The sequence below is a fragment of the Pseudomonas hydrolytica genome, assembly GCF_021495345.1.
Taxonomy (GTDB): Bacteria; Pseudomonadota; Gammaproteobacteria; order Pseudomonadales; family Pseudomonadaceae; genus Aquipseudomonas; species Aquipseudomonas hydrolytica.
In genome coordinates this window covers 4,820,896-4,842,559 of record NZ_CP099397.1, presented here as the reverse complement: position 1 = coordinate 4,842,559, position 21,664 = coordinate 4,820,896, and the positions used below count along the sequence as shown (strand labels likewise).

Genomic DNA, 21,664 nt, shown 5'->3' with positions numbered 1-21,664 from the left:
TGTTGCTGCAGGAATTTTCGATGACTGATCAATCACCCGTCGACGAGCGCCCGAGCGCCGTCGCTGCACTCTTCGTGCGCCACCCGCTGTGGGAGGATGCGCTGGCCTTGCTGTTCGGCACCGCCCTGGTGGCCTTGGGCATCGCCTTTTATACGCATGCCGGCCTGCTCACCGGCGGCACCGTCGGCATCGCCTTTCTGGCCAACTATCAGGCCGGCTGGTCGTTCGGGCTGGTGTTCTGCCTGGTCAACCTGCCGTTCTACCTGCTCGGTATCTGGCGCATGGGCTGGGGCTTCACCCTGCGTACCGGTTGCGCGGTGCTGCTGGTTTCGCTGCTGGCCGAGGCGACGCCGCACTGGGTCGCCTTCGCTCACCTCAGCGCGCTTTATGCCGCATTGTTCGGTGGCGCTGCGATGGGCCTGGGGTTGCTCATGTTGTTCCGCCATCGCGCCAGCCTGGGCGGGGTGAACATTCTCGCCCTGTACATGCAGGAACGCTTCGGCTTTCGTGCGGGTGCGGTGCAGATGGCCATCGACGCGAGTATCGTGCTGGCGGCCATCTTCGTGGTGTCGCCAGACAAGGTGCTGCTCTCGGTGCTGGGGGCGGTGATGCTCAATCTGGTGCTGGCGATCAATCACCGGGCCGATCGTTACGTCGGCGTCAGTTGATCCCTGCGACGACGTGGGGCAGCCTCGCGGGAGGCAGCCCCTCGCTAGGTTCGAGCGTCAGATCACTTCGGTGAACTGGATGATCTCCACCCAGTAGCCGTCCGGGTCCTTGATAAAGGCGATGTCGCGCATGCGCCCGTCGGTCAGGCGCTTCTGGAAGGGCACACCGAGGTCTTCGAAACGCTGGCAGGCCGCCTTGATGTCCGGCACCGACACGCACAGGTGGCCGAAGCCGCGCGGGTCGCTGTTGCCGCTGTGGTAGGCAAATTCCGGGTCTTTCTCGGTGCCGTAGTTATAGGTCAGCTCCAGCACACCGGGGATGGACTTGCGCCACTGATGGCGGGCGGCCGGATCGGCCGGGATCTGCGATTTGTCGGCGATCAAGGCGAGGAAGTACAGGCTGAACTCGGCGTCGGGGAAATCCTTCTTCTCCAGCAGGGTGAAGCCCAGCACGCGGGTGTAGAAGTCCAGGGATTTCTGCAGATCCTTCACGCGGATCATGGTGTGGTTGTAGACGAAGTCGGCGGTGGCGACGTCGGGCTTGGCGGTCACGCCGGGAATGGCGTTGAGCTCGTCGAGGGTCATGGGGTTCTCCATCAGGCGGGAATGGGGTCGGCGCTGAAAGGCCGTATCTGCCTAGATGGCTTCGCCCATGGCGTTTTTCAAGGTCGAATGTCACAGCAGGGTGGATGGGACTCGTTCATCTGCCTTGCTGGCGTGGTGTTTTGACTGGTGGGCTGAAGCCCAGCCTACAGCCCTGCCCGATCGAGTAGGGTGGGCCGGGCGGCGATCCGCTTCAGCCCACCAATTCCAGCTCCCGCATCAGACCTGCAGTGTGATCAGCTCGGCTCGTACCCGGCCATCCTCGATATGCAGGATGCCCACGCCGATGGGCAGCTTGAAGCGTCGCGGGCCGGCGCTACCGGGGTTGAGGTAGAGCACGCCATCGCGCTCTTCCTGCAGCGGCTTGTGCGAATGCCCGGCGATTACCACGTCGATGCCTTCGGCCTTGGGATCGATGGCCAATTGCTTGAGATCGTGCAGTACATAAAGGCTGACCGCATCGAAGCGCAGGACCAATTGCTCAGGAATGGCGTCGGCCCAGGCCTGGTCATCATTGTTGCCGCGCACCACCGACAGCGGCGCGATGCGCTGCAGTTCGGCGAGAATATGCGGCCCACCGATATCGCCAGCGTGGATCAGATGATCGACGCTATGCAGCGCTGCCAGCGCTTCGGGGCGCAGCAGGTTGTGGGTGTCGGCGATCAGGCCGATGCGCATGGGTGACTCCTGTGTGAGCGAGCGGCCAGCTTGCGGCCGATTGCGCTCCGATGCAAAGGCCGTGGGCAAGAAAAAGCCCGGCACGGTGGCCGGGCTTTCGTGTGCAGCAGCGATCAGCCGTCCAGCATCGCCTTGTCGCGTACCGCGCCCTTGTCGGCGCTGGTGGCGAGCAGGGCGTAGGCCTTGAGCGCGGTCGAGACCTTGCGCGCGCGCGGCTGCACCGGCTTCCAGCCCTTCTTGTCCTGCTCGGCGCGGCGCACGGCCAGCTCTTCATCCGACACCAGCAGGTTGATGCTGCGGTTGGGGATGTCGATCAGCACCTTGTCGCCGTCCTTGACCAGGCCGATGGCGCCGCCGGCGGCGGCTTCCGGCGAGGCGTGGCCGATGGACAGGCCCGAAGTGCCGCCGGAGAAGCGGCCGTCGGTGAGCAGGGCGCAGACCTTGCCCAGGCCCTTGGACTTCAGGTAGCTGGTCGGGTAGAGCATTTCCTGCATGCCCGGGCCGCCTTTCGGGCCTTCGTAGCGGATGATGACGATGTCGCCGGCCTTCACTTCGTCGGCGAGGATGCCTTTGACCGCGCTGTCCTGGCTTTCGAAGATCTTCGCCGTGCCTTCGAAGACGTGGATGGATTCATCCACGCCAGCGGTCTTCACCACGCAGCCGTCCAGGGCGATGTTGCCGTACAGCACCGCCAGGCCACCCTCCTGCGAATAGGCGTGCTCGACCGAGCGGATGCAGCCGTTCTCGCGGTCATCGTCCAGGGTGTCCCAGCGGGTGCTCTGGCTGAAGGCGACCTGGGTCGGGATACCGGCCGGGCCGGCCTTGAAGAAGGTGTGCACCTTCTCGTCGCGGGTCTGGGTGATGTCCCACTGGGCGATGGCGTCGGCCATGCTCGGGCTGTGCACGGTCGGCACGTCGGTGTGCAGCAGGCCGCCACGGGCCAGCTCGCCGAGGATGGAGAAGATGCCGCCGGCGCGGTGCACGTCTTCCATGTGGTACTTCTGGATGTTCGGCGCCACCTTGCACAGCTGCGGCACCTTGCGCGACAGGCGATCGATGTCGCGCAGGTCGAAGGCCAGCTCGGCCTCTTGGGCGGCGGCCAGCAGGTGCAGGATGGTGTTGGTGGAACCACCCATGGCGATGTCCAGGGTCATGGCGTTCTCGAACGCCTTGAAGCTGGCGACGTTGCGCGGCAGCACCGACTCGTCGCCCTCGCCGTAGTAGCGCTGGCACAGCTCGACGACCAGGCGCCCGGCGCGCAGGAACAGCTGCTCGCGATCGGCGTGGGTGGCCAGGGTCGAGCCGTTGCCCGGCAGCGACAGGCCCAGGGCCTCGGTCAGGCAGTTCATCGAATTGGCGGTGAACATGCCGGAGCAGCTGCCGCAGGTCGGGCAGGCGCTGCGCTCGTATTCGGCGACTTTCTCGTCGGAGCAGGAATCGTCGGCCGCCACCACCATGGCGTCGACCAGGTCCAGGCCGTGGTTGGCCAGCTTGGTCTTGCCGGCTTCCATCGGCCCGCCGGAGACGAACACCACCGGGATGTTCAGGCGCAGGGCGGCCATCAGCATGCCGGGGGTGATCTTGTCGCAGTTGGAGATGCAGACGATGGCGTCGGCGCAGTGGGCGTTGACCATGTATTCGACGGAGTCGGCGATGATCTCGCGGCTCGGCAGCGAATAGAGCATGCCGTCGTGGCCCATGGCGATGCCGTCGTCCACGGCGATGGTGTTGAATTCCTTGGCCACGCCGCCGTGCTTCTCGATCTCGCGGGCGACCAGCTGGCCGAGGTCCTTCAGGTGCACGTGGCCAGGCACGAACTGGGTGAAGGAGTTGGCGATGGCGATGATCGGCTTCTTGAAGTCTTCGTCCTTCATCCCGGTGGCGCGCCACAGGGCACGGGCGCCGGCCATGTTGCGGCCGTGGGTGGAGGTTTTCGAGCGGTAATCGGGCATGACACGGTTCCTGCGGCTGATCAGGTGATGTTCGTATGGTGAGCGTCGACTGAACCGGATGCAAACGGAAGGTGGCCGTGCGTTCGGCGGGGCCGCAGGACGCCGCGGGTGGGCGCGCGTCTGGCCCGTGCTCAGGGCCCGCCAGGGGATGGTGGCGAGGAATGCTCCGATTCTACGCCCGCCACCGGCGCAGCGCCAAGGCGCGACTGATTGCCGGTGCAGGTGGCCGTCGTTCCTTGGTGCGATGCCGTTCATCCGGTTGCGCCGTTCGGGCGACTGCTGGCCTGACCTTAAGGTCATCTAGGCTGCGCGATGGTGCGCTCTGCTCCATCGGCGCCCGCACTCGCCAGCGCAAGGATGTGTGCTGCGCCGCTCTGCCGATGTGGTGGTTCGCAGGGCGATGGCGACTCGTACAACAACAATGGAACGAGGAACCTTCCGATGCTCGACTTGAAACTCGGTGGCCTGGCGGCCGCCTGCCTGCTGGTCTGCTCCACCGCCTTGGCCGCTCCCCTGCCGGATACGCCGGGAGCGCCATTTCCGGCCGTAGCCAATTTCGACCGCAGTGGTCCGTACGCCACCAGTAACCAGAGCGAGGGGCCAAGCTGTCGCATCTACCGGCCCAGCAACCTGGGGCAGGGCGGCGTGCGCCATCCGGTGATTCTCTGGGGCAATGGCACCGGTACCGGGCCGTCGACCTATGCCGGGCTGCTGTCGCACTGGGCCAGCCACGGCTTCGTGGTGGCGGCGGCGGAAACCTCCAACGCCGGCACGGGCCGGGAAATGCTGGCCTGCCTGGACTATCTGGTGCGGGAGAACGACAACCCCTACGGCACCTACGCCGGCAAGCTCAATACCGGGCGAGTCGGTACCTCCGGGCATTCCCAGGGCGGCGGCGGTTCGATCATGGCCGGGCAGGACACCCGGGTGCGCACCACGGCGCCGATCCAGCCCTACACCATCGGCCTGGGGCACGACAGCGCCTCGCAGCGTCGCCAGCAGGGGCCGATGTTTCTGATGTCCGGTGGTGGCGACACCATCGCCATTCCCTACCTCAACGCCCAGCCGGTCTACTTGCGCGCCAACGTGCCGGTGTTCTGGGGTGAGCGGCGTTACGTCAGCCACTTCGAGCCGGTCGGCGACGGCGGTGCCTACCGCGGCCCCAGCACCGCCTGGTTCCGCTTCCAGCTGATGGACGACCAGAGTGCACGCGGCACCTTCTACGGCACCTTGTGCAGCCTGTGCAGCAGCCTGCTGTGGTCGGTGGAGCGCCGCGGGTTCTAGCGGCGCGGGATGCTCCGCCCTGCGGGGCGGGGCATCAGGTCGGAATTTCGATGCCGCGCAGGCGTTCGGCGCGGCGGCGCAGCAGTTCGATGGTTACCAAGAGCGCGATGGACACCAGAATCAGCAGGGTGGCGATGGCCAGGATGCTCGGGTTGATCTGCTCGCGCAGGCCCGAGAACATCTGCCGCGGAATGGTGCGCTGCTGCGGGCCGGCCATGAACAGGATCACCACCACCTCGTCGAACGAGGTGATGAAGGCGAACAGCGCGCCGCTGATCACCCCGGGGCGGATCAGCGGCATGATGATGTCGAAGAACACCCGCAGCGGTGTGGCGCCCAGGTTCAGGGCGGCGCGCGCCAGGCTGTAGTCGAAGCCGGTGAGCGTGGCGGTGACGGTGATGATCACGAAGGGCGTGCCGAGCGCGGCGTGGGCGAGGATCACCCCCAGGTAGCTGCCGGCCAGGCCGAGGTTGGAGTAGAAGAAGAACATGCCGGCGGCGGTGATGATCAGGGGCACGATCATCGGCGACAGCAGCAGGGCGGTGATGAAGCGGCGATACGGCATGTCGTCGCGCGCCAGGCCCACCGCGGCGCAGGTGCCGAGCACCGTGGCCAGGACGGTGGCGAAGATGCCGATGACGAAGCTGTTCTTGATCGCCAGGATCCATTTCGGGTCGTTGAGAATCTCCCGATACCAGCGCAGCGAGTAGGCCTCCGGGTCCAGCGTGAGCATGCCTTCGGTGAAGCTGAAGAACGGCTCGGCATTGAACGACAGCGGCACGATCACCAGGATCGGCAGGATCAGAAACAGCAGCACCAGCCAGGAACTGACCTTGAGCAGCCAGTTGCCGAGGTGGTGCCAGAAACCGTAGTAGGCGGGGATCTTCATCGTCTCGTCATCCCAACTTGATATTGCTGGCGCCAACGAAGCGGTCGTAGACCCAGTACAGCAGCAGGATCAGCCCCAGCAGCAGCGAGCCCAGTGCGGCGGCCAGCTCCCAGTTGTTCGAGCGCTGCATGTGGAAGGCGATGATGTTGCTGATCATCTGCCCGTCCGTGCCGCCCACCAGCGCCGGGGTGATGTAGTAGCCCACCGAGATGATGAACACCAGGAGCGCTCCGGCGCTGAGGCCGGGCAGGGTCATGGGGAAGTAGATGCGGGCGAAGGCCGGGATCGGCTTGTCGCCCAGGCTCAGGGCGGCGCGCAGGTAGCTGGGGTCGATGCCGCGCATCACGCTGTACAGCGGCAGGATCATGAACGGCAGCAGGATGTGGGTCATCGCCACCACGGTGGCGAACGAGGTGTAGAGCATCTCGAAGGGCTGGCTGATCAGGCCGATGCCCATGAGCGTGGAATTGATCACGCCGTTGGTCTGCAGCAGCGCGATCCATGAGGTGGTGCGCACCAGCAGTGAGGTCCAGAACGGCAGCAGTACCAGCACCAGCAGCAGGTTGGCGCGATTCGACGGCAGGCCGGCCAGGTAATAGGCCAGCGGGTAGCCGAGCAGGGCGCAGAGCAGGGTGATGACCAGCGCCATGTTCAGGGTCTTGGAGTACAGCTGCAGATAGATCTGCGTGTCCTGGCGCACCTGGATGCCTTCATCGGGATGCAGCTCCAGGTCCAGGGCGGTCAGGTAGTAGTCGTAGGTGTAGACCTTGCCGGCACGTTCGATGGCGTACCACAGCTCGGGGCGGCTCCAGTTGCGGTGGCTCTCGAGCAGGGTCTCGACGCCCTGGCTCGACAATGCTTCGGCATCCATCCGGCCGATGCGCCGTGCGGTGGATTTGACCACGCTGGACATGCCGGTGAAGGCGCGGTTGAACTCCTCGGACAGCTTGCCGGACAGGCGCTGCTTGTCGAGGGCGTGCAGTTCGCTGACGAACACGCTCAGCGTGCGTTCGTCCGGCAACTGCTTGTGATCGTCCCAGCGCTCCAGTTCGGCCAGGGTCAGGGGGATCAGCTCGGCCACCGTCGGGTGATACACGCTGCGCCACAGCATGCTGCCGATGGGGGCGACGAAGGTGACGAGGATGAACAGCAGCAGCGGCGCCACGAACAGGAAGGCGGTGAGGCGCTTCTTGCGGCGGGCACTGGCGGCTTGGCCGGCTTCGCTGGTGGTGAGCGATGACAAGGTGTTACTCCGAAAAGCAGGGCGTACAGCGAGCCCCTAAATAGCTCCCTCTCCCACAAGTGGGAGAGGGGAGCCGATGGCCTTTACTTCAACAGCCACTCGTTGAACTTCTCGCCCAGCGATTCGCCGTAGTCGGCCCAGAACTCCGAGCCGGCCTGGATGCCTTTGTCCAGGTGGGCGGTGGGCAGGTGCGGGGTCGCGCTCTGGTCGGCCAGCGGCATGGACGACTTGCGGGTCGGGCCGTAGGCCACGTCCGGCATGCCGGCCAGCGGCTTGGAGCCGGTGGCGTACTTGATGAACTCCATGGCCAGGTCCTTCTTCTTCGAGCCCTTGACGATGGCCCAGGCGTCGAGGTCGTAGACGTGGCCGTCCCAGACGATCTCGAAGGGTTTCTTCTCCTGCACGATGGCGTCGTAGAAGCGGCCGTTGGCCGACTGCACCAGCACGGCGCCGCCGTCATTGAGCAGCTGCGGCGCCTGCGACCAGGAGTCGAACCAGACGATGTCCTTCTTGATGCTGGCCAGCTTGTCGAAGGCGCGCTGCTGGCCTTCGGGGGTGGCGAGCACCTCGTAGACTTCGGCGGGCGCCACGCCATCGGCCAGCAGCGCCCACTCCATGTTCACCTGCGGGCGCTTGCGCATGGCGCGCTTGCCGGGAATCTTGCTGGTGTCGAAGAAGTCCTGAATGCTGGCAGCCTTGGTGCCGCCGATGGTGTTCTGGTTGTAGGCGAACACCACCGACCAGACGATATTGCCCACCGCGCACTCGCTGGCCAGGGCTTCGGGGATGAAGTCCTGCGCGGCCGGGGTGCCGTCGATGCCGGGCGGCAGGGCGCTGTGGTCGAGGCTTTCCAGCAGGCCTTCGGAGCAGGCGCGCTCGAGGTCGATCACCTCGAAGTCGACCACGTCCCACTGGATGTTGCCCGACTCGACCTGTGCCTTGATCTCGGCGACGCCGCCGGAGTAGTCCTCGAACAGCACCTTGACCCCGGTTTCCTTCTGATAGGGGTCGATGACATGCTTCTTCTGCGCCGCGCCATAGGCGCCGCCCCAGGACACCACGGTGAGGCTGTCCTGGGCCGTTGCAGTGCTCGCGGTGAGTCCCAGTGCCGCCACCAGGGCGAAGGTGGAAACGCTGGTAGTCAGTGATCTAGCCATTGCTGTGCTCCATTTGCTTCTACTAGTTGTGGGGTGGGACTTCCGATCGATCCAGGGCCTGGCTGTCTTCCGGCAGCCAGGCGAGGGCGACTTCGTCATGCGCGCTGAGGTGCGGGGCCGAGCTGTCGTTGAGGTTCTTCACCACCAGCTCGCTGCCGCTGGCGGTCTCGAAGTGGTAGCGGATGTATTCGCCGACGTAGTGGCGGGTGACGAAGCGCGCCTTGACCTGGTTGCCGCTGCCGCCGAGGCGGTCGGTGAAGTTGAGCTTCTCCGGGCGTACCGACACCGTGGTCGGCTGGCCGACCTCGGTGCAGTTGGCCTTCAGCGTCCGGACCAGGCCGCCATCGTCCAGACGCACCTGCACGCTGTCGTCGGCGACGCTTTCGATCACCCCGGCCAGCTTGTTGCTCTCGCCGATGAAGTCGGCGACGAACAGGTTGGCCGGGCGCTCGTAGAGCACGTGCGGCGCGGCGCACTGCTGCACCACGCCGTTGTTGAACACGGCGATGCGGTCGCTCATGGTCAGCGCTTCGGTCTGGTCGTGGGTCACGTAGATCACGGTGAAGCCGAGCTGCTCGTGCAGGCGCTTGATCTCGAACTGCATCTGCTCGCGCAGCTTCTTGTCCAGCGCGCCGAGCGGCTCGTCCATCAGCACGATGTCCGGGGCGAAGATCAGTGCGCGGGCCAGGGCCACGCGCTGGCGCTGACCGCCGGAGAGCTGGCCGGGGTAGCGGCCGCCGAAGGCCTGCAGCTCAACCAGGGCGAGGTAGTCCTCGACCTTGGCGCGGATTTCGTCCTTGGGCAGCTTGCGGATCTTCAGCGGGTAGGCCAGGTTCTCGCGGATGGTCATGTGCGGGAACAGCGCGTACTGCTGGAAGACCATGCCGATGTTGCGGTCGTAGGGGGCGATGCTGGTGACGTTGCGGCCGTTGATCAGGATCTCGCCGCTGGTCACGTCCTCGAAACCGGCGAGCATCATCAGGCAGGTGGTCTTGCCCGAGCCCGAGGGGCCGAGCAGGGTGATGAATTCGCCCTTGGCCACGTTGAGGTTGAAATCCTTGACCACCAGCGTCTTGTGGTCGTAGGTCTTCTTCACGTTGGTGAATCGCAGGAACGCGTCGTTCCCAGCCTGCGCAGCCATAGTCCTCCCCATCACCCGCAATCTGGAGCCAGCTCGTGGCCGGCTCCAACATCCTGAATCGATGCGGCCCTATCGTGTAGGCCGTTCGTTATGTAAATAGCCAAAAGCAATAAGCAAGCCAGACGACCCGGGTGGGTCGCTGGCGCTCTGTTTCGCTGGATGAAGCCTAGTTCAGCCTGGGCAGGTGTGCAGAGTGGGTGTGGAAGGAAGTAACAGGCGGGAAGACGGAAGGCACCTGACGACACGCACTGGGCTGGTGCGTGTCGCCCGAGCCTGGGGCGGGCGCGGTTGCCGATCACATGGCCGTTGCGCCGCGACCCGCCACCAGACCGTAGCCCGGATACAATCCGGGGCAGTGTCTCGGGCAGACCGTTCCCGGATTTCATCCGGGCTACCTGCTGCCTCTGTCTCGGTGGGTTATGCGCCGCTATCCCACCTCAGGTCGCATTGCTCAGCTGTTCGGCAGCAGGCGTACGGTCAGGCTCTTGATATAGCGCGTCTCGGCGATGGCCGGGTGTACCGGGTGATCCGGGCCCTGGGCGCCGCGCTCGAGCAGCTGGATGTTGCGATCCAGATGGCGTGCGCTGGTCAGCAGGATGTTCTGCAGGTTGTCCTCCTCCAGGTGCATGGAGCAGCTGGCGCTGACCAGGATGCCGTCCTTGTTGAGCAGGCGCATGGCGGTTTCGTTGAGGCGGCGGTAGGCGGCCTCGCCGTTCTTGATGTCCTTCTTGCGCTTGATGAAGGCGGGTGGATCGGCGATCACCACGTCGAAGCGCTCTTCGGCGGATTTCAGCTCACGCAAGGCGGCGAACACGTCGCCTTCCACGCAGGTGACCCTTTCGGCGAAGCCATTGAGCGTGGCGTTGCGCTCCACGCCGTCGAGGGCGAAGCCGGAGGCGTCCACGCAGAACACTTCGCTGGCGCCGAACGCCGCCGCCTGCACGCCCCAGCCGCCGATGTAGCTGAACAGGTCGAGCACGCGCTTGCCCTTGACGTAGGGCGCCAGGCGCGCGCGGTTCATGCGGTGATCGTAGAACCAGCCGGTTTTCTGCCCTTCGATCACCGGCGCTTCGAACTTCACGCCGTTCTCTTCCAGGGCGACCCACTCCGGCACCTGGCCGTAGGCGGTTTCCACGTAGCGCTCGAGGCCTTCGGCGTCGCGCGCGCTGGAGTCGTTCTTGAACAGGATGCCGCTGGGCTTGAGCACCTGGATCAGCGCGGCGAGCACGTCGTCCTTGTGCGCCTCCATGGTGGCCGAGGCCAGCTGCACCACTAGGATGTCGAAGAAACGGTCGACCACCAGACCCGGCAGCAGGTCGGAGTCGCCATACACCAGGCGGTAGCAGGGCTTGTCGAACAGGCGCTCGCGCAGGCTCAGGGCGACGTTGAGGCGATGCACCAGCAGCGACTTGTCCAGCACGTGCTTGACGTCACGCGACAGCAGGCGGGCGCAGATCAGGTTGTTCGGGCTCATGGCAACGATGCCCAGCGGCTTGCCGCCGGCCGCTTCGAGTAGGGCCTGGTCGCCAGCGGCAAAACCGTGCAGCGGCGTAGCGGCCACATCGATCTCGTTGCTGTAGACCCACAGATGGCCGGCGCGCAGGCGTCGGTCGGCGTTGGCTTTCAGGCGCAGGCTGGGCAGGGAAGACATGGGTTCGGGCTCCGCGGGAAAAAGAGCGGGATTATAGCCGGTTGCGCGGCCGCCAGGCGGTTACAAAAGTCGGCTGCGGGGGATGGTGGCCATTGGCTAAACTGTGGGCCTTTTCTCACTTCCCGCAGTCGTCCCATGGCCTACGAACTTTCCGCCGAGCAGATCCAGCAAGCCCTGCAAGGCATCAGCGTGCCGCCGCAGCCGCAGATCATGGTCGATCTGCAGATGGAGCAGGTCATGCCCAGCCCGGATCTGAAGGCCATCGCCCGGCTGATCAGCCAGGACCCCGGCCTTTCCGGCGCGCTGCTGAAGATCGTCAACTCGGCGCATTTCGGCCTGGCCAACCGCATCGCCTCGATCCAGCAGGCGGTGAATCTGCTGGGCTGCCATACGGTGATCAACCTGATCAATGCGCAGTCGATCAAGGGCGAGCTGACCGACGAGGCCATTCTGGTGCTCAACCGCTTCTGGGACAGCGCCCAGGACGTGGCCATGACCTGCCTGACCCTGGCCAAGCGCATCGGCTACCACTCCCCGGACGAGGCCTACAGCCTGGGACTGTTCCACAATTGCGGCATTCCGCTGATGCTCAAGCGCTTCGCCAATTACATGGAGGTGCTGGAGGAGGCCTATGCCAGCACCGGCGACGTGCTCAGGGTGGTCGATACGGAAAACCGTCTGCTCAATACCAACCACGCGGTGGTGGGGTATTTCACCGCGCGCTCCTGGCGTCTGCCCGAGCACCTGTGCGAGGTGATCGCCAACCACCACAACGCCTGGGCGATCTTCAGCGACGAGTCCGGCCGCGATGCGCAGCTCAAGACCCTGCTGGCGATACTCAAGATGGCCGAGCACATCTGCGAAACCCACCGCGTACTCGGCGGGCAGGCGGTGGACCTGGAGTGGCAGTGCATCGAGCAGCCGATCCTCGAGTACGTCGGCCTGTCGGGCTACGACTTCGAAAACCTGCGCGAGAGCATTCGCGATCTGGCGGTGCTGTAGATACCAGGGTTTCGCGGGGCCGCCCGGGCCGTGCGCCCCCTACCGTCGCGCACCCCGCTCCTGCTAAGGTGGCGCACCGCTGTTTTTGCCTGTCGTACCCCTCATGCCCGAACTACCTGAAGTCGAAACCACCCGCCGCGGTATCGCCCCCTATCTCGAAGGGCAGCGCGTCAGCCGCGTGATCGTGCGCGAGCGCCGCCTGCGCTGGCCGATTCCCGAGGACCTGGACGTGCGTCTGTCCGGCCAACGCATCGAGTGCGTCGAACGCCGCGCCAAGTACCTGCTGATCAAGGCCGAGGCCGGTAGCCTGATCGGCCATCTGGGCATGTCCGGCAGCTTGCGCCTGGTCGAGTGCGGCCTGGTCGCGGCCAAGCACGAGCATGTGGATATCGAACTGGAGTCCGGCCTGGCCCTGCGCTACACCGATCCGCGGCGCTTCGGCGCGCTGCTGTGGTGCGAGGACCCGCTGCGTCACGAACTGCTCGCCCGGCTCGGCCCTGAACCCCTGGGCGGCCTGTTCGATGGCGAGCGGCTGTTCCAGCTCTCGCGCGGCCGCAGCATGGCGGTCAAGCCCTTCATCATGGACAACGCGGTGGTGGTGGGGGTGGGCAATATCTATGCGACCGAGGCGTTGTTCGCGGCCGGCATCGATCCGCGCCGCGAAGCCGGGTCGATCTCGCGGGCGCGCTACCTGCGCCTGGCCGAGGAGATCAAGCGCATCCTCGCCCATGCCATCGAGCGTGGCGGCACCACGCTGCGCGACTTCGTCGGCGGCGATGGCCAGCCCGGCTACTTCCAGCAGGAGCTGTTCGCCTACGGCCGCGGCGGCGAGTTCTGCAAGGTCTGCGGCACTACGCTGCGTGAGGTCAAGCTGGGGCAGCGGGCGAGTGTGTACTGTCCCAAGTGTCAACGTTGAAAAACGGCTGACGGGCGACCCTCAGGGCGGGTTGCCCGCACTCCGGCATAAAAACAAGAAAATACCGAGGTTTGATCGATGTCCGGTAACTACCTGCCTCGCAATCCGGCCGCCGAATGGCTGGGGCGCAGCGTGCTGACACTCATGGGCTGGCGAATCGAGGGCGAGCTGCCGAAGCTCGACAAGTTCGTCGCCATCGGCGCCCACCATACCTCCAACTGGGACTTCGTGATCTTCATCGCGCTGAAGTTCGTGCTGCGCCTGAACGCACGCTGGTTCGGCAAGCACAGCATCTTTCGCTGGCCCTTCGCTGGCCTGATGCGCAGCTGGGGCGGCATCCCGATCCGTCGCGATCGCCAGCTCAATACCGTCGAACAGGCCGTGCAGGCCTTTCGCGAGCACGACCAGTTCATCCTGGTGCTGTCGCCGGAAGGCACACGCAAGAAGGTCGAGCGCTGGAAAATGGGCTTCTACCATATCGCTCTGGGCGCCGGCGTACCCATCGTGCTGGGCGCGCTGGATTACCAGAACCGGCGTGTAGTGATCGGTCCGACCTTCCAGCCGACCGGTGACGAGAAAGCCGATCTGGCCGCCATGCTGACGTTCTTCCGCCCCTACGTGCCGAAAAAGCCGGAATACGCCTTTCATGGCGATTGACGTCCGTCACGCTGACAATTACCAATGCGCTGTTATAGTTACTGGCACTTTCCCGAAAAACCTGAAGGATCGATCCATGAAACCGTTCCGCACCACCGCTGCTGTCCTGGCGCTGACCTCTGGCCTGCTGGCGCTGCCGGCTCAGGCGGAAGTGGTTCAGCAGAACGCCAGCGGCGACCCGCTCTACACCGTCGAGGCGCCCAAGGGCTACGCCATGTTCGGCGACCTGGTCATCGCCCGCCCGCTGCTGATCGGCGCTACCGCCCTCGGTGCCGCGGCCTTCATCGTCAGCCTGCCGTTCACCGCGCTGGGCGGCAATGTCGGCGAGGCAGCCCAGTCGCTGGTGGTCGAGCCGGGGCGCGAAGCCTTCGTGCGCTGCCTGGGCTGCACCAGCAGCGGCTACAAGCAAGACTGATTCGCTGTAATCGGTTCGTCGCGGCCTCTCGCCTCCCCACGGAGGCGAGAGGCCGTTTGCGTTTGAACACCGAAAAAAGGAAGAAGCGGTGGTGATGAAGTCCCTGCGCTGGGTGATGTTGCTGCTGGTGGCAATGGGGCTGATCGCCTCGTTCTGGTTCAGCCAGGGCTGGCTGCAGCTGTGCGCCGGCCTGGCGATCTTCCTGTTCGGCATGCAATGCCTGGAAGAAGGCCTGCGCCAACTGGCCGGCAGCAAGCTGGAGCAGATACTCGGGCGCAGCACCTCGACCCCCTTCAAGAGCCTGCTGTTCGGTGTCGGCGGCACCCTGCTGCTGCAGTCCAGCACCCTGGTGTCGCTGCTGACCATCGCCTTCATCAGCACCGGGCTGATCCAGCTGGCCGGCGGCATCGCCATTCTGTTCGGCGCCAATCTCGGTGCCACCAGTGGCATCTGGCTGCTGGCGCTGGCCGGGCAGAACCTCAGCCTCAGTCCGCTGGCGTTGCCGCTGCTGGTGTTCGGTGTGCTGGCCGGTTTTTTCGGCCCCAGGAGCAAGGCAGCCGGGCGCATCGTGCTGGGCATCGCCTTCATCTTTCTCGGCATCGACCAGATCAAGGACGGCTTCGCCAGTTTCGGCGACGGCCTGGACATGACCGGCTATCAGGAGGGCGGCTGGCGCGGGGCGCTGCTGTTCACCGCCATCGGCATGGCGATCACCGTGGTGTTGCAGTCCAGCCATGCCACGCTGATGCTGACCCTTGCCGCCCTGGCCGGCGGTCAGCTGGAATTGGGCCAGAGCCTGGCCATCGCCATCGGCTCCAACGTCGGCAGCAGCGTGACCACCGCCTTCGTCGGCTCCCTCGGTGGCAACCGCAACGGCCAGCGCCTGGCCCTGGCGCACGTGCTGTTCAACATCACCAGCGGCATTCTCGCCTTCTGTCTGCTGGGGCCGCTGACCTGGCTGGTGCAGGCGCTGGCCGAGCCGCTGGGCCTGGGCGAGAACAGCCTGATCCAGCTGGCGATGTTCCACACCCTGTTCAACGCCATGGGCGTGGCGCTGTTCTGGCCGTTGCAGACGCGATTGGCGCAATTGCTGATCCGCTGGCTGCCGGAGCGCAGCGAGCCACAGGTACTGATCACCGAGCTGGCGAGCGAGAAAGTCGCCGAGCCGGAGCGGACGCGGGCGCGCTACCTCAACGAACGGGCGCTGGATTCGGTGGAGGCCGCGTCCGGCGCGGTGGTGCAGGAGCTGGGGCACCTCGGCCGCCTGAGCCTGGAGGTGATCTGTCATGCCCTGTATCTGCCGGTGGACCAACTGGCACGCGCCAAGGGCGACGACCAGTTGCTGCAGGCCAGGCCCGCACGTGGCAGCTTTGAGGCCGAGCATCTCTATCAGTTTCATATCAAGGGGGTGTACGGCGACCTGCTGAGCTTCATGGGGCGCATGGAACTGCCCATGGACGAAGCGCACCAGCAGTTCTGGGTCAGTTGCCAGCTGGCGGCGCTGCAACTGGTGGACGCGGTCAAGGACGCCAAGCACCTGCAGAAGAACCTCGGCCACTACCTCGACGCGCCGCCTTCGGCCGTGCGCGATGCCTATGTGGAGCTGCGCCGCCATCTGCTCGCCACCTTGCATGAGGTGCGCGAACTGGCGCGTTCAGATCTGCCCGAGGAGGCCTGGCTGGCGCGTCTGCGCTGGCTCGACGAGCAGGCGGCGAACTTCGATGCGAAGTTCCGCCAGCGCCTGTTCGCCGAAGTGCGCGACGGCCGTCTGGATGGTCTGCAGACCAGCTCGCTGATGAACGATCTGGGCTACGTCAGCCGCATCTTCCAGAGCCTGCGCAACGTGCTGATGCTGGGCAGCGAGCAGGCGCTGTTCCGCGAGCTGCGCAAGTTCGGTGAGGAGCAGGAGAGCCTGATCCGGCTCTCCTGACACAAGGCGTAGCCCGGATTGCATCCGGGCTACTGCAGTGTTCGGTAGGGCGGGTACAACCCGCCGATCAAGGTGTCACTGTGCCGATCCCGCGCGGATCGCTCGCCGCCTGCACCTCGCCGCTGGCCTTGTCCCACAGCAGCACCTGCTGATTGCCGTACTGCCGGTCCAGGCGCTTGAGTTCATGGCCGCGTTTCTCCAGCTCGGCGATCTGCGCGTCGCTGAAGGTGTCCGGCTCGTGCTCGATCACATCCGGCAGGAACTGATGGTGATAGCGCGCCACGGCCGGCCAGCTTGCGATGGGCTGCTCGTCCAGGTACTCCAGCATCGACAGCAGCACCATGCTGGGGATGCGGCTGCCACCCGGTGTGCCGAAGGCGGCGAACTCATCCACGCTTTCGATAAAGCTCGGGCTCATCGATGACAGCGGGCGCTTGCCGCCTGCGATGGTGTTGGCCTGGCTGCCGGCCAGGCCGTAGGCATTGGCGCCCTGCACGTCGGCAGCGAAATCGTCCATCTCGTCGTTGAGCAGCACGCCGGTGCCGGGCACGGTAAAGGCGGCGCCGAAGGGCAGATTGATCGACAGGGTGGCGGCCACCGCGTTGCCTTCGGTGTCGAGCACGGCGAAGTGCGTGGTGTGGTCGCCCTCGTGCCAGGTGCCGGCAGGCGGCAGGCTGGCGCTGGGGGTGGCGCGCTCGGGGTCGATGCTGCCGGCCAGTACCGCCAGATGCCCCGGCGAAAGCAGTTGCTCGACCGGGTTCTTGACGAAGTCCGGGTCGCCGAGCAGGCCGCGGTCACGGTAGGCACGACGCAGCGCTTCGACCACGTAGTGCACGCGCTGCACCGGCTCGGCCTCGCGCCAGGGCAGTTGCTGCAGGATCGCCAGGCTCTGCGCCAGCGCGATGCCGCCGGCCGAAGGTGGTGGGGCGCTGATCAGCTCACGGCCGTCTTCGAGGGCGAAACGCAGCGGTGCGCGCCGTTGCACGCGATATTCCGCCAGATCGTCCTCGTTCCAGATGCCGCCTGCCTTGCGCACGCCGGCGATCAGGCGCTTGCCCAGCTCGCCGCCATAGAACCCGGCGCGGCCGTGGTCGGCCAGCGCCTGCAAGGTGGTCGCCAGCTCCGGCTGGCGCAGCCGGTAACCTTCTGCCGGCACCTCGCCCTGGTCGAGGAACAGGCGGGCGCTTTCGGCGTCGTCGCGCAGCGCCGCCAGGCGCCAGGTTGCCCGCTCACGGTAGACGCGATCGACCGCGAAGCCCTCGTTGGCCAGGCGAATCGCTGGTGCTAGGCTGCTTTTCAGCGGCAGGCGGCCGTGCTTCTCGGCCAGTTCGACCAATGCTGCCGGCAGCCCCGGTATGGCCGCGGCCAGCGCGCCATTGAGCGAGAGCTCGCGCTGCGCCTTGCCGTCACGTACGTAGAGATCCGGCTTGGCTTCCAGCGGCGCACGCTCGCGGGCGTCGAGGAAATCGTAGACAGGCGTGTCACCGCCACTGCGCAGGAGGAAGAAACCACCGCCACCCAGGCCCGAGCCGTAGGGCTCGACCACGGCCAGGGCCGCGCTGGCGGCGACGGCGGCGTCGAAGGCATTGCCGCCGGCGTCGAGCATCTGCTGCGCGGCGGCAGTGGCGGCGGGGTGAGCGGTGGCAATGGCGGGTTGTTGCGGGGCGGCATGGGCCAGCAGGCTGGCGCCGAGCAGCAGGGTCGATAGCAGGAGTTTGCGCAACATGCGATCTACCAGAGGCGGCTGAAGGAAGCTTGCAGCTTAACAGCCTCGCTCGGGCGAGGGGGCGCAACGGGCGCGGAGAAAGCAGGAGGCCGCCGGCCTCCTCGGAAGCGTCAGGCCTTGCCGGTGATGATGCGGTACTTCTGCATCAGTTCATCCTTGCTCTCGACGTTGTTCTCGTCGAGCGGGATGCAGTCCACCGGGCAGACCTGCTGGCATTGCGGCTCGTCGTAATGGCCGACGCACTCGGTGCACAGGTTGGGGTCGATCACATAGATCTCCTCACCCTGGGAAATGGCGCCGTTGGGGCACTCGGGTTCGCAGACGTCGCAGTTGATGCAATCGTCGGTGATGATCAGGGACATGGAGCAACTCCTGTCGAGGCGTTGGCTTCGACATCTTACGGGCTTTGATGCTGCAAATTGTGCCGGATTACCGGCAGGCGCGCCATGCGGCCTTGCCTTGAACTTGAGTGCACTGCTGCCATCAGGTGCGCACGGCGCACCCTACGACGTTCCGGACTCAGTTCTTTTGAAAGCGCGCGTTGAGTGCGTCGGCGACGGCCGGATGGACGAACTTGGAGATATCGCCGCCCAGGGCCGCGATCTCGCGCACCAGGGTCGAGGAGATGAAGGAGTACTTTTCCGACGGGGTGAGGAACAGACTTTCCACATCCGGCGCCAGTTGGCGGTTCATGTTGGCCAGCTGGAACTCGTACTCGAAGTCGGACACCGCACGCAGGCCGCGCAGGAACACGTTGGCGCCCTGTTCCTTGACGAAGTGCGCCAGCAGCGAGGAGAAACCCACCACTTCGACATTCGGCAGGTGCTTGGTCACCTCACGGGCCAGCTCGACGCGTTGTTCCAGCGGGAACAGCGGGTTCTTCTTGGGGCTGGCGGCAACGGCGATGATGACGTGATCGAAAAGTCGCGCGGCGCGTTCGACCAGATCGCCATGGCCTTTGGTGATGGGGTCGAAGGTACCCGGGTACAACACTCGATTCATCGCTTCGTCCTGTTCGAGGCGGCAAGAGTCGCGGATGGTAGCGCAGCGTTTCCCTTGCGGCCAAGCGCGACGAAAGCTCAGTTGCCGCGCAGATGCAGGAGCAGCGCGGGCAGCAGGCAGGCGAGGGCGATCCAGTCGGCGATCACCACACGGCGCAGAGCCTCGTTGTAGACAGGCGCGCTCCATGCCAGCAGGAGAAAGGCGAGCACGCTGATCAGCCCGCCGATCAGCGCCGCGCTGCGCAGCGCCGGGATGAAGGCAGCGGCCACCAGCAGCGCGCCGAGCAGACCGAAGAGCACGGCGCGGTGGCGCATGAGGATCTGCAGGTTGGGCTCGTCCAGGGCGATGCCGTACAGCGCATTGAGGCGTTCACCCCCTAGCACGCCGACCAGCGGCAGCAGATGGATGACACCGGCCACCAGCAGCAGAACGGCGATCAGCTTGCTCATCTCAGGCCCTCAGGCGTTCGCCCAGCAGGGTGGCGAGCTTGGCGGTCAGGCCATAGATCGACAGCTGCGGGTTGGCGCCGATGCTGGTGGGAAACAGCGAACCGTCATGGATCGACAGGTTGGCCAGGTGATGGTGGCGGCCGAGGCTGTCGACCACCGCCTGCTGCGCATCCTCGCCCATGGCGCAGCCGCCCATCACGTGGGCGCTGCCCAGGCGGGTGCGATACAGCGCCAGGTCGAGGTTCTCGATCATGTCCCGGGCCTCCTTCCAGCTGCCGACGTAACGCGCATCGGCATGGGTCGGCATCACCGCCTTGGCACCGGCGGCGAACTGGATTTCCGCCATGGACAGGTAGGCGCGGCGCACGCCGTCCCAGGTGTAGTCGGTCATCTGGTAGTCGAGCACCGGGCTGCCGTCGCCGCGCAGCTCCACGCGGCCTTCGGCGCTGTCTTCGTGGAAACCGTCGCGCAGCAGGGCGAGCATCACGTTGGTGTGCGGCAGTTGCGCCATGCGCATGGCATTCGCGCGACCGAAGTCGCCGAGCAGGGTGGCGGTCAGGGCCGGTTGCAGCGGCGGCACTTCCAGTTTGTAGGAGAGGCGCCCGCCGGTGCCGTCGTCCCACTGGAAATGGTCGGAATAGACCGACTGCGGCGCACCGTAGAAGGGGTTGATGACCTGCTCGAACTGCGCCGCGGAGAAGTTCACCAGGTGCAGGTAGGTGCGCCGGCCGACGCGCTGGTGCGGGTCGGGCGCATTGGAGCGCAGCAGGATGCCGGGCGTATTGATGCCGCCGCCGGCCAGCACGTAGTGCCGCGCCTTGATCCGGATGCGCTTGCCGTTGGGGGCCACGCAGCGCTCGTCCATGCCCAGGCAGTCGATGCCGACCACCTTGTCGCCTTCGATCAGCAGCTTGTCGGCGCGCGCCAGGTAGAGCAGCTCGCCGCCGGCGTCGAGGGTGGCGGGGATGGTGGTGACCAGCATCGACTGCTTGGCGTTGGTCGGGCAGCCCATGCCGCAGTAGCCGAGGTTCCAGCAGCCGCGCACGTTGCGCGGGATCGGCGCCCAGTGATAGCCGAGCTTGTCGCAACCGCTGCGCAGCACCTCGTTGTTGGCATTCGGTGGCACCGCCCAGGGCGCGACGCCCAGGCGCTGCTCCATCTTCTCGAACCAGGGCGCCATGGACTCGACGTCATGGCCCTTCACCCCATGCACCTCGGCCCAGTGCGCCAGGGTCTGCGGCGGCGTGCGGAAGCTGCTGGTCCAGTTGACCAGCGTGGTGCCGCCAACGGCGCGGCCCTGCAGGATGGTGATGGCGCCGTCCTTGCTCATGCGGCCGATGCCCTCCTGATAGAGGGTCGGGTAGGCATCGGCCTCGCGCATCTTGAAGTCGTCGCTGGTCTTGAGCGGACCTTCCTCGATCAGCAGCACCTTGTAACCGGCGGCGCTGAGGATTTCCGCCGTGGTGCCGCCACCGGCGCCGCTGCCGACGATGGCGACATCGACTTCCAGGGTCAGGTCGTTTTCCAGACGCGAACCGTCGTATGTTTTCCAGCCCCTGGCCAGGCCTTGCTTGAACAGATCGGGTACGGGCATTTCAGGCTCTCTTCTTGTCATTCACAGCGAGCGAGACGGGGCGGGTAGGGTGCGCTGCGCGCACCGAGGCACAACCCCGCTTTGTGGTGCGCATGGCGCACCCTACGGGAGCCGCGACACGTCTTCAGACGGTGGGCGGCCCCGGATAGCCGCAATGCGCCCAGGCCTCCGAGCGGCTGTACCAGGCCATCATTACCAGTTGCAGCAGCGAGGCGTGGCCCATGCGCAGCAGGCTCAGGCTGCTGTTCTGCCAGCGCGCGAGGAAGTTGCGCACGTCATCGGCGCTGGCGTTGTCCCAGCTGCCCCAGACCCCGGTCAGCGGGCCGCGGGTGATGGGCAGGGCGAGCACGTCGAACAGCTGCACGGTGAGTTTGAGCATCTCCGGCGACAGGTGCGCCAGGCTGGTGTCGAGGCTCTTCAGCGTCCCATCGATGGCCTGCGGCATCTGCTCGGCGCTGACGGCGCCGTCGAGCATCACCGGGATCAGTGCGCGCAGAAAGGGCAGGTCGCTGCTGCGCAGGATCAGGTAGCCATTGGCTGGCGTGCTGGCCGAGCAGCCGCTGAGGGTGGCGGTCAGCCCGGCGGTGCCGAGCAGCGCCGTGCCCAGCAGGCCGACCTTGAGCAGATTGCGCCGCGACAGCTGCGGCGCGTCGAGAGTGGTGTCGTTCATTGTTGTTGTCACCAGGCGTAAAACGGGCGCTGCCCGC

21 protein-coding genes are annotated in these 21,664 nt (G+C 65.8%); 7 read left to right on the top strand and 14 right to left on the bottom strand.

Annotated features, from left to right (window positions below; all coding sequences use genetic code 11):
* Positions 1-20: 20 nt before the first annotated feature.
* Complete coding sequence (locus L1F06_RS22785) at positions 21-668, top strand: YitT family protein (RefSeq protein ID WP_004373905.1); 648 nt, start codon at positions 21-23, stop codon at positions 666-668.
* A 57-nt stretch (positions 669-725) separates the two neighbouring features.
* On the opposite strand, the gene gloA is transcribed toward L1F06_RS22785, so the two are convergent.
* The 3 genes from gloA to ilvD all read right to left on the bottom strand — a co-directional run bounded on the left by gloA (position 726) and on the right by ilvD (position 3,901).
* Positions 726-1,253: a lactoylglutathione lyase gene (gene gloA, locus L1F06_RS22780; RefSeq protein WP_096825362.1), complete on the bottom strand. Its 528-nt coding sequence runs from the start codon at positions 1,251-1,253 to the stop codon at positions 726-728.
* Positions 1,254-1,490: 237 nt separating this feature from the next.
* Positions 1,491-1,949, bottom strand: coding sequence for a metallophosphoesterase family protein (locus L1F06_RS22775; protein ID WP_129482485.1), 459 nt, complete (start codon positions 1,947-1,949; stop codon positions 1,491-1,493).
* A 113-nt stretch (positions 1,950-2,062) separates the two neighbouring features.
* Positions 2,063-3,901, bottom strand: coding sequence for a dihydroxy-acid dehydratase (gene ilvD, locus L1F06_RS22770; protein WP_004373898.1), 1,839 nt, complete (start codon positions 3,899-3,901; stop codon positions 2,063-2,065).
* A gap of 441 nt (positions 3,902-4,342) precedes the next feature.
* Between ilvD and L1F06_RS22765 the strand changes: the two genes are divergently transcribed.
* Complete coding sequence (locus L1F06_RS22765; RefSeq protein WP_004373894.1) at positions 4,343-5,185, top strand: poly(ethylene terephthalate) hydrolase family protein; 843 nt, start codon at positions 4,343-4,345, stop codon at positions 5,183-5,185.
* Between the two features lie 34 nt (positions 5,186-5,219).
* On the opposite strand, the gene L1F06_RS22760 is transcribed toward L1F06_RS22765, so the two are convergent.
* The 5 genes from L1F06_RS22760 to L1F06_RS22740 form a co-directional block, all read right to left on the bottom strand.
* Positions 5,220-6,074, bottom strand: a complete 855-nt coding sequence (locus tag L1F06_RS22760; RefSeq protein WP_004373893.1) for an ABC transporter permease — start codon at positions 6,072-6,074, stop codon at positions 5,220-5,222.
* A 7-nt stretch (positions 6,075-6,081) separates the two neighbouring features.
* On the bottom strand, positions 6,082-7,317 hold the full coding sequence (locus L1F06_RS22755; RefSeq protein ID WP_129482486.1) for an ABC transporter permease: 1,236 nt from the start codon (positions 7,315-7,317) through the stop codon (positions 6,082-6,084).
* Between the two features lie 83 nt (positions 7,318-7,400).
* Positions 7,401-8,474: an ABC transporter substrate-binding protein gene (locus L1F06_RS22750; RefSeq protein WP_004373891.1), complete on the bottom strand. Its 1,074-nt coding sequence runs from the start codon at positions 8,472-8,474 to the stop codon at positions 7,401-7,403.
* Between the two features lie 22 nt (positions 8,475-8,496).
* On the bottom strand, positions 8,497-9,615 hold the full coding sequence (locus L1F06_RS22745; protein ID WP_012020003.1) for an ABC transporter ATP-binding protein: 1,119 nt from the start codon (positions 9,613-9,615) through the stop codon (positions 8,497-8,499).
* Positions 9,616-10,066: 451 nt separating this feature from the next.
* Positions 10,067-11,266: a class I SAM-dependent rRNA methyltransferase gene (locus L1F06_RS22740; RefSeq protein ID WP_129482487.1), complete on the bottom strand. Its 1,200-nt coding sequence runs from the start codon at positions 11,264-11,266 to the stop codon at positions 10,067-10,069.
* Positions 11,267-11,401: 135 nt separating this feature from the next.
* Here L1F06_RS22740 and L1F06_RS22735 point away from each other — a divergent pair, with 135 nt between their 5' ends.
* The 5 genes from L1F06_RS22735 to L1F06_RS22715 all read left to right on the top strand — a co-directional run bounded on the left by L1F06_RS22735 (position 11,402) and on the right by L1F06_RS22715 (position 16,186).
* A complete protein-coding gene (locus L1F06_RS22735; protein ID WP_012020001.1) occupies positions 11,402-12,268 on the top strand; it encodes an HDOD domain-containing protein in 867 nt (288 codons plus the stop codon).
* A gap of 103 nt (positions 12,269-12,371) precedes the next feature.
* Positions 12,372-13,184 carry a bifunctional DNA-formamidopyrimidine glycosylase/DNA-(apurinic or apyrimidinic site) lyase gene (mutM, locus tag L1F06_RS22730; protein WP_129482488.1) on the top strand — a complete coding sequence of 271 codons (813 nt, stop codon included), beginning with the start codon at positions 12,372-12,374 and terminating at the stop codon, positions 13,182-13,184.
* 78 nt (positions 13,185-13,262) lie between these two features.
* Positions 13,263-13,841 (top strand): lysophospholipid acyltransferase family protein, encoded by a 579-nt coding sequence (locus L1F06_RS22725; protein WP_012019999.1) that lies wholly within the window; start codon positions 13,263-13,265, stop codon positions 13,839-13,841.
* A gap of 76 nt (positions 13,842-13,917) precedes the next feature.
* Positions 13,918-14,256 carry a hypothetical protein gene (locus L1F06_RS22720; protein WP_004373879.1) on the top strand — a complete coding sequence of 113 codons (339 nt, stop codon included), beginning with the start codon at positions 13,918-13,920 and terminating at the stop codon, positions 14,254-14,256.
* Between the two features lie 94 nt (positions 14,257-14,350).
* Positions 14,351-16,186, top strand: coding sequence for a Na/Pi cotransporter family protein (locus tag L1F06_RS22715; RefSeq protein WP_004373877.1), 1,836 nt, complete (start codon positions 14,351-14,353; stop codon positions 16,184-16,186).
* 67 nt (positions 16,187-16,253) lie between these two features.
* Here L1F06_RS22715 and ggt read toward each other — a convergent pair whose 3' ends face one another.
* The 6 genes from ggt to L1F06_RS22685 form a co-directional block, all read right to left on the bottom strand.
* Positions 16,254-17,912 (bottom strand): gamma-glutamyltransferase, encoded by a 1,659-nt coding sequence (ggt, locus tag L1F06_RS22710; protein ID WP_129482489.1) that lies wholly within the window; start codon positions 17,910-17,912, stop codon positions 16,254-16,256.
* A gap of 110 nt (positions 17,913-18,022) precedes the next feature.
* Entirely contained in the window at positions 18,023-18,274 is a 252-nt protein-coding gene (locus tag L1F06_RS22705) for a YfhL family 4Fe-4S dicluster ferredoxin (RefSeq protein WP_004373873.1), read from the bottom strand.
* Between the two features lie 157 nt (positions 18,275-18,431).
* Positions 18,432-18,914 carry a pantetheine-phosphate adenylyltransferase gene (gene coaD / locus L1F06_RS22700; protein WP_004373870.1) on the bottom strand — a complete coding sequence of 161 codons (483 nt, stop codon included), beginning with the start codon at positions 18,912-18,914 and terminating at the stop codon, positions 18,432-18,434.
* Between the two features lie 77 nt (positions 18,915-18,991).
* Entirely contained in the window at positions 18,992-19,363 is a 372-nt protein-coding gene (locus L1F06_RS22695) for a hypothetical protein (RefSeq protein WP_004373868.1), read from the bottom strand.
* Position 19,364: 1 nt separating this feature from the next.
* Positions 19,365-20,957: a GMC family oxidoreductase gene (locus L1F06_RS22690; protein ID WP_129482490.1), complete on the bottom strand. Its 1,593-nt coding sequence runs from the start codon at positions 20,955-20,957 to the stop codon at positions 19,365-19,367.
* Positions 20,958-21,081: 124 nt separating this feature from the next.
* Positions 21,082-21,627 (bottom strand): twin-arginine translocation pathway signal protein, encoded by a 546-nt coding sequence (locus tag L1F06_RS22685; protein ID WP_129482491.1) that lies wholly within the window; start codon positions 21,625-21,627, stop codon positions 21,082-21,084.
* Positions 21,628-21,664 lie beyond the last annotated feature (37 nt).

Excerpts from the sequence above, each read along its gene's own strand:
- L1F06_RS22785 (WP_004373905.1), top strand. The coding sequence starts at position 21 with ATGACTGATCAATCACCCGTCGACGAGCGCCCGAGCGCCGTCGCTGCA.
- gloA (WP_096825362.1), bottom strand. The coding sequence starts at position 1,253 with ATGACCCTCGACGAGCTCAACGCCATTCCCGGCGTGACCGCCAAGCCC.
- L1F06_RS22775 (WP_129482485.1), bottom strand. The coding sequence starts at position 1,949 with ATGCGCATCGGCCTGATCGCCGACACCCACAACCTGCTGCGCCCCGAA.
- ilvD (WP_004373898.1), bottom strand. The coding sequence starts at position 3,901 with ATGCCCGATTACCGCTCGAAAACCTCCACCCACGGCCGCAACATGGCC.
- L1F06_RS22765 (WP_004373894.1), top strand. The coding sequence starts at position 4,343 with ATGCTCGACTTGAAACTCGGTGGCCTGGCGGCCGCCTGCCTGCTGGTC.
- L1F06_RS22760 (WP_004373893.1), bottom strand. The coding sequence starts at position 6,074 with ATGAAGATCCCCGCCTACTACGGTTTCTGGCACCACCTCGGCAACTGG.
- L1F06_RS22750 (WP_004373891.1), bottom strand. The coding sequence starts at position 8,474 with ATGGCTAGATCACTGACTACCAGCGTTTCCACCTTCGCCCTGGTGGCG.
- L1F06_RS22745 (WP_012020003.1), bottom strand. The coding sequence starts at position 9,615 with ATGGCTGCGCAGGCTGGGAACGACGCGTTCCTGCGATTCACCAACGTG.
- L1F06_RS22740 (WP_129482487.1), bottom strand. The coding sequence starts at position 11,266 with ATGTCTTCCCTGCCCAGCCTGCGCCTGAAAGCCAACGCCGACCGACGC.
- L1F06_RS22735 (WP_012020001.1), top strand. The coding sequence starts at position 11,402 with ATGGCCTACGAACTTTCCGCCGAGCAGATCCAGCAAGCCCTGCAAGGC.
- mutM (WP_129482488.1), top strand. The coding sequence starts at position 12,372 with ATGCCCGAACTACCTGAAGTCGAAACCACCCGCCGCGGTATCGCCCCC.
- L1F06_RS22725 (WP_012019999.1), top strand. The coding sequence starts at position 13,263 with ATGTCCGGTAACTACCTGCCTCGCAATCCGGCCGCCGAATGGCTGGGG.
- L1F06_RS22720 (WP_004373879.1), top strand. The coding sequence starts at position 13,918 with ATGAAACCGTTCCGCACCACCGCTGCTGTCCTGGCGCTGACCTCTGGC.
- L1F06_RS22715 (WP_004373877.1), top strand. The coding sequence starts at position 14,351 with ATGAAGTCCCTGCGCTGGGTGATGTTGCTGCTGGTGGCAATGGGGCTG.
- ggt (WP_129482489.1), bottom strand. The coding sequence starts at position 17,912 with ATGTTGCGCAAACTCCTGCTATCGACCCTGCTGCTCGGCGCCAGCCTG.
- L1F06_RS22705 (WP_004373873.1), bottom strand. The coding sequence starts at position 18,274 with ATGTCCCTGATCATCACCGACGATTGCATCAACTGCGACGTCTGCGAA.
- coaD (WP_004373870.1), bottom strand. The coding sequence starts at position 18,914 with ATGAATCGAGTGTTGTACCCGGGTACCTTCGACCCCATCACCAAAGGC.
- L1F06_RS22695 (WP_004373868.1), bottom strand. The coding sequence starts at position 19,363 with ATGAGCAAGCTGATCGCCGTTCTGCTGCTGGTGGCCGGTGTCATCCAT.
- L1F06_RS22690 (WP_129482490.1), bottom strand. The coding sequence starts at position 20,957 with ATGCCCGTACCCGATCTGTTCAAGCAAGGCCTGGCCAGGGGCTGGAAA.
- L1F06_RS22685 (WP_129482491.1), bottom strand. The coding sequence starts at position 21,627 with ATGAACGACACCACTCTCGACGCGCCGCAGCTGTCGCGGCGCAATCTG.